The organism is Leclercia adecarboxylata (assembly GCF_006171285.1).
GTDB lineage: Bacteria > Pseudomonadota > Gammaproteobacteria > Enterobacterales > Enterobacteriaceae > Enterobacter > Enterobacter barmai.
Genome location: NZ_CP040889.1, coordinates 4,469,914 through 4,482,012 on the forward strand (window position 1 = coordinate 4,469,914; position 12,099 = coordinate 4,482,012).

Genomic DNA, 12,099 nt, shown 5'->3' on the forward strand with positions numbered 1-12,099 from the left:
CTTACCACTCCTGGGTCCATGAAGTGTTATCGGGTAGCGAAGAGCCTCTTTTCACCACATGTAGCTCCAGATCCAGCGCCGAGAGGATTTTAAACAGCGTCTCCAGCTTGGTGGATTCCGGTTTGTTCTCGAAATCCGATACCGTGGTTTGTTTAATGCCTACCTGTTCAGCCGTCTCAGATTGCGTTAACTTATTGACCTTACGCTGATCCCTGACAGCCTGAGCCAGCGCGCCAGCTGATGTCACCTTCATGCCTACCCCCCATAGCGGATATTCTAAGTAAATCCCCTGTAGGGGATAAATCAAGAATAACCCCTATAGCGGTTAAATTCAATTTATCCTCTATGACGGATAAAATAACGGTTATGCTCTTTCTACTCTGTAAAGCGATGTACTCTGGCACGATGTTGATGTTAGGTTATTGATGAAAGCATATTGTATGTTGTAACTAATGAGCATTAATGACAATTTGTATGTATTCATGGATTGTCAGATGAGCCCCCTTATGTATATTCCACCAGCGTTAAGCCGCACAGATTTAATAACAAAAGCGGATCGGGTATATATTTCCCGGGCTAAGACGAAAGTACCAGACGCAGTTTTGAGACATCAGGACAGATATGCAGGAAACGAGCGTAGCGGGCAGCGATAATTTAAAGGTGTGGTTAGGGAGTAATATCGTTTAACCGAGCCGTAACGCATAAAAAAAGCGCCACCAGCACATGATGATTTTATTCGCATTTTTAATAACCGAAGCGGAGGTTGGTTGAAAAACCCCGCGCTGGAGCAGGATCCGCGACTATCATTGAAAGAGAAGGTAGCAGTGTTTTCGCATTGATACACAGGCCGTAGACATAAAACGGGTGAACTCCGGGGTATTGCTATTGCCCTATTCCGCTGTTAACGAAATATGTGGAGGGGATGGTTATGGTTGAATGTTTTTGCAATAAACATGGCTCAGATTTTATTCTGCATTATTTTTCTCCGTAAGTATGGGTAATCAAGTATGGCCGGGCGTTTTAAATAACGAGGCTTGAAATATTTATTAAAAATACGATTACCCATTCCGGAGCAACAATATGCCGATATTCAGGTCGTTCTGGCAGGCAGGTTTTGAAGGTGCGGATTTTGTTACGCGGGCAGGTAATACCCTTTCGATGGATAACGCAACTGAGCATGACATACGCCATACAGAGGATTACCGCGCGCTAGAACCGTTCAACATTGCAACGGTAAGAGAGAGCGTTGGCTGGCGTCTTGTCAATAAATCAGGCGGTTACGACTTTACTACCGTAGCCAAAAAGATGATTTCGGCAAAAGAAACGGGCGTGCAAATTTGCTGGACGATCTGTCACTACGGCTTTCCTGATGATATCGATTTTTTCTCCGAGGAATTTGTCTCCTGTTTCGCCCATTTATGCGGTTCTCTGGCCGCGTTTCTGCGCCCCTGGTATGACGAGCCGCCCGTCTATTCGCCCATCAATGAGATCTCATTCACAGCCTGGGGCATTGCGGTGGGGCTGTTCCCCACTTCCCCGCCAGGCGCGGGTGAAAGCATGCAGGTCAAACGACAGCTGGTTCGCGCCACAATTGCCGCCTGCGATGCCATATGGGCGGCCGATCCGCGAGCGAGAATTTTACATTGCGACCCGTTAATCCATCTGATTTCGCCGGATAGCGATCCCGCAAGCATTGAGCAAACCGAGGCTTTGCGTACCGCGCAGTTTCAGGCGTGGGACATGCTTACAGGCAGACATGAGCCTGAACTGGGTGGTCATCCCCGCTATCTGGATCTGCTCGGGGCCAATTATTACCACGACAATCAGTGGATTATGGGCAACAACCAGCGCCTGCCGTGGCATCTGGGCGACCATCGCCGACGCCGGTTGCACGAAATGTTGCAGGAGACCTGGGAGCGCTATCAGCGTCCGATTCTGCTTGCCGAAACGAGCCATGTGGGTAGCGGGCGTGGCGCCTGGATTAAGGATATCGCTTCAGAGGTGGCGCAGGCGCAGCTGGCAGGCGTGGAGCTCGTGGGGATTTGCCTTTACCCGATTATTGATCGACCCGACTGGGAGAACAGCACGCTCTGGCACCACTCGGGCTTATGGGATTTGTCGCCAGAAAAAGAGAGGCAGCTTAATGCCGTTTATGCCCGTGCGCTTAAACAAACCCAGTCCCGGCTGGAACACTTTCAACATCTAACTGGCGTCATTACCTGCACCAGTACTGAGGTATCAGGCATGGAAAAAATTTATGTTTTTAGTCACCTGCGCTGGGATTTTGTTTTTCAGCGCCCGCAGCATCTGTTAACGCGGCTTGCTGAGCACTATCAAATTATATTTATCGAAGAGCCGCTCTGGTCAGCGGGTAAAGCGGAGCTGAAGATGACCCAGCCCGCGCCTAACGTGACCGTCATCCAGCCGCATACGCCGTCTACAGAACCTGGTTTTCACGATGAGCAAATCGCCTGGCTGGAAACGCTGCTGTCAGAGATCCGCGATGAAGATGAAACCCCGGTCGTCTGGTTCTACACGCCGATGGCGCTCCCCCTGCTGAAAGTCTTTACCCCGGCCGTCGTGGTGTACGACTGTATGGATGAACTGGCCGCCTTTGAGAAAGCGCCCCGACAGCTTTTGCAGCGTGAATCAGCCCTGCTGACGCGCGCCGATATCGTTTTTACCGGCGGTCCCAGTCTGTATGCCGCAAGGGAAGGTCGCCATCCGAACATTCACTGTTTTGCCAGTAGCGTGGATGCGGTGCATTTTGAACAGGCGCTGGATCGCACGAATCACCATCCGCTGCAGGATGACATTCCCCACCCTCGGCTGGGCTATTACGGCGTGATTGATGAGCGGATGGATCTAGGGCTTATCGCGACGCTCGCGGATGCGCATCCGGAGTGGCAAATCGTGATGGTCGGCCCGGTGGTGAAAATCGACCCGTCGACCCTGCCGCAAAGAAGCAATATTCACTATCCCGGCATGCAGCCTTACCAGGCCCTGCCCCACTTCCTTGCCGGCTGGGACGTCTGCCTGATGCCGTTTGCGCTGAATGAGTCCACGCGCTTTATAAGCCCGACGAAGGTGCTCGAATACATGGCCGCGCAGCTGCCGGTAGTCAGTACCGCCATTGCCGATGTCGAAAAACCTTATGGCCACGTGGTTGCCGTGGCGCGCGATCATGCCGCCTTTGTCGTGGCCTGCGAACAGGCACTGGCGTTATCAGAGGAGGAACGCGCCTCGCAGCGCGAGATCATGCAAGAGATTGTCGCCAGTACCTCCTGGGATAAAACCGTGCAGAATATGCATGAGCTGATTGAACAGGCGTTTGCCCGCCATCAGGCCCGGTCGACAGTCGCAGCGGAGGCCGCCAGCGACGACCTTTCTTCCCCGCCGGTTTTACGGCTGATCCCACCGGCCAGAAGCGGTGCAGAAGCCGAACGCTGTTTAATTCTGGGAGCCGGGCCGACGGGTCTTAGCGCGGCCTACCATTTTGGCGAAGGGGCAACCTTGCTGGAGCGTAATGAAACGGTGGGAGGCCTGTGCCGCTCGGTTCAGGACAACGGATTTACCTTCGACTATGCGGGGCACATTATGTTTTCCGCCGATGAGGAGGTGCTGGCCCTGTACAACATCCTGCTGGGTGACAATATCCACTGGCAGATCCGCGAAGCCTGGGTCTATACCGACGGCGTGTATACCCGCTACCCCTTCCAGGGATCGCTTTACGGCCTGCCCGCGCCGGTGATTAAAGAGTGCATTCTGGGTGCCATCGAGGCGCGATATGGCACGGGTTCTGAGGTGAAAAGCATGGCCCCGACCTGCAGTAATAGCGCCCGTCACCATCATGACTGCTGTGCCGATGGCGCCGTGCCGGACTACACCAGCACAGGCCAGCAGACGCCGCCAGAAGGCAGCTTTGAAGCTTTCATCTATGAAACCTGGGGCAAAGGGATCGCCCGCCATTTTGCTATTCCCTACAACAAAAAATTATGGACGGTGCCGCTCTCGGAAATGGAGACCTCGTGGCTGGGTGGACGCGTCCCCTTGCCGGACCTGGATCAGATTATCGAGGGTGCGCTGGGTGAAACCGCGAAGCCCATGGGGCCCAATGCGCGTTTCGGCTATCCCCTGAAAGGCGGTTTCCAGGCGCTGATGTCCGGGTTTGTGCCGCATATTAAGGGCCGCATCGAGACGGGCGCGGAGGTCAGCAAAATTTACGTTAACCAGCATATCGTAGTGCTCTCTGACGGCAGACAGTATCGCTATGAACAGATGATCAGTACCCTGGTGTTGCCGGAACTTATCCGCCTGATGGGCGACGAAGTGCCCCCGGATGTTCGCAAAGCCGCAAAAGGGCTGCGTCACGTCTCTGTGCGCTGCGTCAACCTGGGGATTAATCGCGATAATCTGACCGATAAACACTGGATCTACTACGCCGGTAAGACGGTATTTCATCGTATTTTTGTGCAGGGCAACGCCAGCCCGTTCTGTAGTCCGGCGGGCGCGTGCGGCCTGACCTGTGAGATCAGCTATTCGCCGGATAAGCCTCTGCCGGCCGACGGCCAGGCGCTGATCGACAGATGCATTCAGGAGTGCATCGACGTGGGGATCATCTCGCATAACGATGAGATCGTCACCACCAATCAAATCGACATCCCTTACGCCTACGTTATCTATGACCAGCAGCGCAAAGAGAACGTCGAAACGATCAGGAAATGGCTGTTGCTGCACGGCATTACCCTTGCCGGACGTTACAGCGAATGGGAGTACTACAATTCAGACCACGCCTTTATCGCCGGAAAAGTGGCGGTGGAGAAGGTCCGGCAGTCTGCGTACCGGCACTCCGTTTCGTAGTGGTCTACACTCAGCTGCACAAAAAACAGCGAGAGTGCGGCAGAAATGGAGAGTGTTTTGAACGATCGCGAGCTGAACCTGTTCTCGCAGCTCGTGTGGCAACTCGGTTCTGGCCAGGGCAGCAATGCCCTGCGCCAGCAGACGCTGGAGAATGTGTGCGCCCTGCTGCAGGCCGACTTTGCGGCGTCGTGCATCTGGTCTCCCGCCTCTAATACGTCCTCCCATGGCGTCAGCTGGAACATAGATGAACGGGCAATGCGGGAACATGCCAGCACCTGGCAGTACATCGACCCTATCACGCCGCTGCTGCGGGCAAAACAGCGTCCCACCCTGGTGGACGAGGTAATGAGTGCGCGCGAGCTTAAAAAGAGCGCCTTTTATAATGAGTTCCTGAAACCCTGCGGCATGCATCACGGGGTGAATGTCTACTTTTTACGTGACGGCGAAGATGTGGGGGATCTGCGCATCTGGCGAGCTAAAGGCGCCCCGCCGTTCGGGCAACGGGAGTTGCACCTTCTGCACTTGCTGGAGCCCTGGTTCGCCAGAGCCTTACCGAAACGGGATAAAACGCCGCTGCTCACCGCCCGGGAGCAGGAGGTGGTTGATCTGGTGTGCAAAGGACTGGGTGATAAAGAGGTTGCCCGGCTGCTGAATATCGGGTTTACCACCGTGCGCACGCATCTCAATCACGCCCTGAAAAAGCTCGACTGCGCCAACCGGACGGAGCTGGCCTCCAGACTTAAGCATTAATCTCTCCTCAATCCTGAGGATGGCGCGCTAATTCCCGATTTGCCTAAATGTTCCGGACTACCACCGTCCGGAAATAGCCTAATGAAAACAATAAACGACCTGACACAACTGCACACCCTTACCGCCACCGACGTGGCACAACTCATTCAGGAACAGAAGGTGTCGAGCGAACAGCTTGTTCGCGCCTGTTTAGCCCGTATAGACGCCCAGCCTCACCTCAACGCCTTTATTACGGTGAACGCGCAGCAGGCGTTAGCGCAGGCCAGAGCCTGGGACCAGCATCTCGCCGACGGCGGCGCGCCGTTGCCTCTCGGCGGTGTTCCCATTGCGGTGAAAGATAATATTCACGTGGCCGGATTGCCCAATACCGCCGGTACACCTGCCCTGAAGGACTTCGTGCCCACGACCACCGCGCCGGTGATCCAACGGCTGATCGACGCGGGGGCCATCGTGATTGGCAAATGCAATATGCACGAGCTGGCCTTTGGCGTAACCGGCTATAACGCGGCGTATCACACGCCGGACGTTAAAGGGGTGCGCAATGCCTGCGACGCCAGCCGGATTGCGGGCGGTTCGTCGTCGGGCAGCGCAGTGGCCGTTGCCGCCGGAATGGTACCGGTAGCGATGGGCACCGATACCGGGGCCTCGGTGCGCCAGCCCTGCGCCCTGAACGGCTGCGTCGGTTTTCGGCCTACCACGGGCCGCTACTCTCAGTCGGCGATCACCCCGATTTCCCACACCCGGGATACCGCAGGCCCGATGGCCCACAGCGTGGCCGATATCACTCTTCTCGACAGCCTGATTACCGGTGCCGCGATATTGCCCGCCAAACCCGCCAGTGAGATCCGCTTAGGGCTGGCGGACTATTTCTGGCAAACGCTGGATGACGAAGTCAGCGAGGAAGCCCACGTCGCGCTCGCCAGGCTGCGCGCCGCCGGGGTGACGCTGGTTGCCGTCGAAATGCCCGGGCTTGAAGAGGCCAACGCCGCCGTCTCGTTTCCGGTGGTGATGCACGAGGGGAAAGAGGATTTACAGGCTTACCTGGAAGCGCATAACACCCAGGTGAGCCTGGAGGAGATTGTCTGGCACATCGCCAGCCCGGACGTACGCGCCATCTTTGAGCACGGCATTGTGCCGGGACTGATCCCCGATCGCGATGGCAACCCTGTTCCACTCCAGCCGCTCTACGACCGGGCACTGTCTGAAGGGCTTCCGCGCCTGCTGAACATCTATGAACAGACGTTCCGGGAGAATCAGCTGGATGCTTTAATCTTCCCGACCTCACCGGTGGTCGCCCCGCTGGCCAATGATGAGGTAAGTTCGGCGGAGAACTTTGCCCGCCTAATCCGCAATGTCGATCCGGGCAGTAACGCCCGCCTGCCGGGGCTGACATTGCCGGTCGGTTATGGCGCCACCAGCCAGCTGCCGGTGGGGCTGGAGATCGACGGCCTGCCGGGCAGCGACGCATTGATTCTGGCTATCGGTGCGACACTGGAGCAGATCCTGGCGCGTTAACGGATCTTGCCGCTAAATAACCGAAATCCCCAGGTGTTATACAGCAGCGTCACCGGGGCCAGCAGCGCAAAGCTTATCAGTAGAAACTGTTGCGTCTCCGGGGGCGCTGCCGCCTGATGAACCGTTAGCGTGGTCGGCACAATCCACGGATAGAGGGTAAAAACCAGCGCGCCAAACGCGGAACTCACCAGCATGAGGATCGCCGCCAGCGGTAAAAAGTCATAGTGCCGCACCAGGCTGAACCACAATAAAACGGAGCCTGCCGCCACTGCCCCCGCAAACGGCAACCACACCCGGGGGTTTTGCAGATGCTGGCGCCAGGCCTCCTGTAACTGCATGCTCCAGAAGAGCAGCCCAAGCAATAACACCAGCGCTACCCCTGCCAGCCAGGGGATCGCCCGTCGTGCCCGGAACGCCAGCGCCCCGGTCCCCCGCCAGTTCAGCCAGCCCTGCCCCATCAGGCAATACGCAACCACCAGCGTCAGCGCGCAAAATAGCGGGAACGGGCTGAACCACTCCCATCCGGTACCGGTAAACTGTTGACCATCACTGGGGATCGTCTGGATCAGACTGCCGACAATCACCCCCTGCGCAAGGGTGGCTAACAACGACCCGACTATCAGTAGCCTGTCGAACAGGTGCGGAGCGTAATGACGATACTCAATTGCCATCCCGCGCACGACAAGCGCCAGTATCAGGGTAAACACCGGCACATATAACGCGCTCAGAATAATGGCATACGCCACGGGAAACAGGCCAAAAAGGCTGCCCGCCGCCAGCACCAGCCAGGTTTCATTGCCATCCCAGATGGGTAATAGCGACAGCACAATCTTATGCCGGGACGCCTCATCGCGCTGAAAGGCACATAACATACCGCTCCCCAGATCCGTTCCGTCCAGCAGAACGTAGATCCACAGGCTTAGCACCAGAGACGCTGCCGACAACGCCTGTAAGATCGGCAACCCCATAACTTCATGCATCCTGTTCCCCTTTGCCCGTCCGGCGGGCCACATCAGGTTCTGCCCCCTCTTCGTCTGGTGCTGGCGGTCTGGCGAGCAGACGCAATAAAAACCACAGACCCAGCGCAAACAGCACCAGATAAAGCGTGACGACCAGGATAAACGAGCCGAGAACGAATTGCGGTCCCAGAGGAGAGAGGCTCTCTGTGGTACGTAGCAGGCCGTAGACCGTCCAGGGCTGCCGCCCGGCTTCGGTAACCACCCACCCGGCCAGCATGGCAACAAAACCGGCGGGCGCCATCAGCACCATCAGACGCAAAAGCCAGCGTGTCTGCCATAATCGTCCCCGCAGCCGCACGACCAGCCCACCGACACCTGCCGCCAGCATCAGCAGTCCAAGCCCGACCATGATACGAAACGCCCAGAACACCAGCGGTACCCACGGCAGCTCATCCGGCGGATATTGATTAAGACTGTGGATAGTCCCCTGCAGGTTATGGCGTAGATAAAGAGAGCCGATATCCGGGATCGCCAGCTCATAGTGATTACGGTGCTGCGCCATATCAGGGATCGCAAAGAGTCGCAAAGGTTCGCCATGACCCGGTGGCGGCGGATCCCAGCTTCCCTCCATCGCGGCCAGCTTCACCGGCTGGTGATCCCGGGTATTTTCCCCATGCAGATCCCCCAGCACGATTTGCAGCGGGGCCATTATTACCAGCGCCCACATTGCCAGCGAAAACATACGCCGTGCCGCCGGATGCCGGGGATCGCGCAGCAGATGCCATGCACCGCAGGCCGCCACCAGACAGGCGGTACCCAGCATCGCCGCTCCGACCATATGCGCCATCCGCCACGGGAAAGAGGGATTGACGATCGCCCCCCACCAGTCGACGGGACGAAAGCGACCGTCGGCGGCAATCAGATAGCCATCCGGCGTCTGCATCCATGAATTAGCGGCAAGGATCCAGAAGGCGCTAAAAAACGAGCCCAGCGCCACGATACAGGTCACCATAAAGTGAATGCCCGGACGCACCTTGTTCATCCCGAACAGCATTACTCCCATAAAACCCGCTTCCAGAAAGAAGGCCACCAGCACTTCCATATACAGCATCGGCCCCAGTACTGCGCCGGTGCGGCCAGCAAGACTGCTCCAGTTGGTACCGAAGGAGAACTCCATCACTACCCCGGTCACCACGCCCACCGCCACATTCAGGGCAAACACCTTACTCCAGTAGCGCCAGAGGCTGAGCCAGACCTGCTGCTTACGCCATAGCCAGAGACCTTCCAGCACCATCAGAAACTGCGCCAGCCCAAGGGTGAACGCCGCCAGCACGATGTGAAAACTGATGGTAAACGCAAACTGACTGCGCGCCAGCAAAAGCGCGGTCTCCGGACTCATGGCAACGCGTACGCCATCAATGAATCACCGGAACGGGTACCGAGCCCGCCATGACCGCCAGCGGCAATGACAACGTATTGCTTGCCGTCTCCGGCCTGATAGGTCATTGGCGTGGCCTGCCCGCCTGCAGGCAGTCGGGCGCGCCAGAGCTCCTGGCCGCTGGCCTCATCAAAGGCTCGCAGGTAATCATCCGCCGTGGCCCCGGTGAAGATCAGCCCGCTTTGGGTGATCACATTTCCGCCCATCATAAAGATGCCCGTTGGCAGCGGCACGTTGGTATGGGTGCCGAAAATGTTCATATCCCGGGTGGTGCCCGCCGGGCGCTCCCAGATGATTTTTTTACTCACCAGATCGATGGCATAGATTTTCCCCCACGGCGGTGCATTACAGGGGGCATCCAGCACGCTCAGCCAGGGTTTGACGATGGCCGCCCAGGGCGTGCCGTATTGCGGCCCGACGGCGAACTCTTTAGGTTTGGGATAGGGTTGTCCGCTCTGCCAGCCCGCCCACGTTTTCATGAGTCCTTTCTGAATAGCCTCTTCGCTTTTCATGATCTGCATGGTGAACGGGATATAGCTGGTGTTGGCAATCAGCACGTGGTGAAGCGGATCGACAGAAGCGCCGTACCAGTCAATCACCCCATCAAAGGCAGGATAAGCAATAGAGGTACCCTCGGCGGGTGGGGTAAATTTCCCCTGATAGCGATACTGGTGAAACTGGATCCGGCACAGGAGTTGGTCAAATGCGGTGGCACCCCACATATCCGTTTCCCGCAGATCGGCAGGGGAAAGATCCGGCATGCCAGCAGAATCTGGCTGAACGGGGGAAAGCCTTTCCCCGGGAAGTGACGGCGTCACAGCAACCGATTTTTCATTGACGGCGGCAAGGGGTTTTCCGCTTCGCCGATCCAGCAAAAACAGTTGCCCCATCTTGGTGGTTTGCACCAGCGCCGGGGTTATTCCCCCATTACCATCGGGCAGATCGACAAGCGTCGGGCCGATGGGAACGTCATAGTCCCAGACGTCGTGATGCACGGTCTGATAGTGCCAGCGCTCTGCGCCGGTCCGGACATCCAGCGCCACAACCGCACTGGAGTAAGTTTCGTCAAAGGGACGACGCTGCGCCCCGTAATAGTCCGGCGTGGCATTGCCAAGGGGAATGTAAACCAGCCCCAGCACGGGATCGGCGGTATAGGTTCCCCAGCCGTTAGGGGTACCTCGCGTATACTCTTCGCCGGGTTTCAGCGGCGCATTGGCGGGATTGCGCCCCATATCCCAGGCCCATGCCAGGTTACCGCTTTTGATGTCATACGCCCGCACCACGCCAGAGGGTTCGCCAGTGGACTGGTTATCATAGATCCAGCCCCCAAGGATGATACGTCCGTCCATAACCATCGGCTGTGAGGTGATGAAATGAAAACCCGGGGGAACCTCGCCCATATGATCCGTCAGGCTGACAAATCCCTGCTTACCAAAGCTGGCGCAGGGTTTGCCCGTCTCTGCATTCAGCGCCACCAGCCGGGCATCGGCGGTGGTGGTGATCACTTTTTGCTGACAGTCCTTGTCAGTGGCGTCGTCGCTCCAGGCCACACCCCGGCAGGCCAGATACTCGTTCGCCGAGGTATCGTTTTGCGGATCGAATGTCCACAGCGCTTTACCGGAGGTGGCGTTCAGGGCGATAACCTGACGATGCGGGGTGCAGATATAAAGCACATCGCCCACCTTCACCGGCGTGACTTCGAGGTTAAATTCACGCCCGGCTTTGTCCTCCCCGTCACGTTTCACATCCCCTGAATCAAAACGCCAGGCCAGTTTCAGTTGGCTGACGTTCTGGGGAGTGATTTGCATCAGCGGCGAAAAACGCTGCCCATCGGCGGTACGGCCATAATATTTCCAGTCACCATCGCTTTGCGGCATTTGCGCCGCCTGCGCAGGCGGGAACGGTTGATGATGGACAAACCGGGTGCCGGAGATATGCCAGCCAAAGAAAAGCATTGCCGCAATAGCCACGACGTAGATCCCGCCTGCGGTCACTCCCTTCCGCCTGGCTGAGGGAACCAGGGTCAGTTGGCGGATCACCCACGGCATGCTGATCCATACACCAAGGACCGCGACCACCAGCAGGCGGGGCATCAGTTGCCAGCCATCCAGCCCGACCTCATACAATGCCCAGCCAGCGCAGGCCAGGAACATCAGCAGATAGAGCCAGACGCCTGAAAGCCGCTGGCGGAACAGCAGTACACCGCTGATCAAAAAGCCGACGCCAAGCAGGATAAAGACAAAGGTCCCCCCGACGAACGCCAGCCAACCGCCCAGAACCACATAGCCAAGCCCTACAAGCGCGACCAGCAAGCCGGTTAACACGGCCCAGAGACGAGATGTTATCTGTGGCATAGCCCACCCTTTTGTAAAGACAAGTCAATAAAGTTTAAGAAACCTTTTGGATGACGCCTTAAGAAAGTGGCTATAAAGACAGCCCGGGAAAGGGAATGAGGCGTAACAGGATATACAAAGCGTAGTTCGTGGCGTTATGGGTTTTGTATGATGCCTTTGTCGTCATTAAAACCTTATTGACGAGATTGACTTACCTCCGAATAGAACGACAATAAATGTTCCC

General features: G+C 57.0%; 7 protein-coding genes. 3 read left to right on the forward strand and 4 right to left on the reverse strand.

Annotated elements, in window-relative coordinates; genetic code table 11:
* Nucleotide 1 precedes the first annotated feature (1 nt).
* Nucleotides 2-253: a helix-turn-helix domain-containing protein gene (locus FHN83_RS23280; protein WP_139565082.1), complete on the reverse strand. Its 252-nt coding sequence runs from the start codon at nt 251-253 to the stop codon at nt 2-4.
* An 827-nt stretch (nt 254-1,080) separates the two neighbouring features.
* Between FHN83_RS23280 and FHN83_RS23285 the strand changes: the two genes are divergently transcribed.
* The 3 genes from FHN83_RS23285 to iaaH all read left to right on the forward strand — a co-directional run bounded on the left by FHN83_RS23285 (nt 1,081) and on the right by iaaH (nt 7,125).
* The gene (locus tag FHN83_RS23285) at nt 1,081-4,860 is read left to right on the forward strand and encodes an NAD(P)-binding protein (protein ID WP_139565083.1); all 3,780 of its coding nucleotides are present in this window, start codon (nt 1,081-1,083) and stop codon (nt 4,858-4,860) included.
* 57 nt (nt 4,861-4,917) lie between these two features.
* Nucleotides 4,918-5,610 carry a response regulator transcription factor gene (locus FHN83_RS23290; protein ID WP_218015338.1) on the forward strand — a complete coding sequence of 231 codons (693 nt, stop codon included), beginning with the start codon at nt 4,918-4,920 and terminating at the stop codon, nt 5,608-5,610.
* A gap of 81 nt (nt 5,611-5,691) precedes the next feature.
* On the forward strand, nt 5,692-7,125 hold the full coding sequence (iaaH, locus tag FHN83_RS23295) for an indoleacetamide hydrolase (RefSeq protein ID WP_139565085.1): 1,434 nt from the start codon (nt 5,692-5,694) through the stop codon (nt 7,123-7,125).
* Here the strand turns inward: iaaH and FHN83_RS23300 are convergent.
* Genes FHN83_RS23300 through FHN83_RS23310 form a run of 3 tightly spaced genes read right to left on the reverse strand, consistent with a single transcriptional unit; the run spans nt 7,122 to nt 11,876 of the window.
* Nucleotides 7,122-8,105, reverse strand: coding sequence for a cytochrome d ubiquinol oxidase subunit II (locus tag FHN83_RS23300; protein WP_139565086.1), 984 nt, complete (start codon nt 8,103-8,105; stop codon nt 7,122-7,124). The two genes, iaaH and FHN83_RS23300, sit on opposite strands and share 4 nt — an antisense overlap.
* On the reverse strand, nt 8,098-9,483 hold the full coding sequence (locus tag FHN83_RS23305) for a cytochrome ubiquinol oxidase subunit I (RefSeq protein WP_139565087.1): 1,386 nt from the start codon (nt 9,481-9,483) through the stop codon (nt 8,098-8,100). Before FHN83_RS23305 ends, FHN83_RS23300 begins: the two co-directional genes overlap by 8 nt.
* Nucleotides 9,480-11,876, reverse strand: a complete 2,397-nt coding sequence (locus FHN83_RS23310) for a membrane-bound PQQ-dependent dehydrogenase, glucose/quinate/shikimate family (protein ID WP_139565088.1) — start codon at nt 11,874-11,876, stop codon at nt 9,480-9,482. The genes FHN83_RS23305 and FHN83_RS23310 overlap by 4 nt, the downstream gene beginning before the upstream one ends.
* Between the last annotated feature and the right edge of the window lie 223 nt (nt 11,877-12,099).

Bases quoted from the DNA above. Each gene is read 5' to 3' on its own strand.
- FHN83_RS23280 (WP_139565082.1), bottom strand. From the start codon at position 253: ATGAAGGTGACATCAGCTGGCGCGCTGGCTCAGGCTGTCAGGGATCAG.
- FHN83_RS23285 (WP_139565083.1), top strand. From the start codon at position 1,081: ATGCCGATATTCAGGTCGTTCTGGCAGGCAGGTTTTGAAGGTGCGGAT.
- iaaH (WP_139565085.1), top strand. From the start codon at position 5,692: ATGAAAACAATAAACGACCTGACACAACTGCACACCCTTACCGCCACC.
- FHN83_RS23300 (WP_139565086.1), bottom strand. From the start codon at position 8,105: ATGCATGAAGTTATGGGGTTGCCGATCTTACAGGCGTTGTCGGCAGCG.
- FHN83_RS23305 (WP_139565087.1), bottom strand. From the start codon at position 9,483: ATGAGTCCGGAGACCGCGCTTTTGCTGGCGCGCAGTCAGTTTGCGTTT.
- FHN83_RS23310 (WP_139565088.1), bottom strand. From the start codon at position 11,876: ATGCCACAGATAACATCTCGTCTCTGGGCCGTGTTAACCGGCTTGCTG.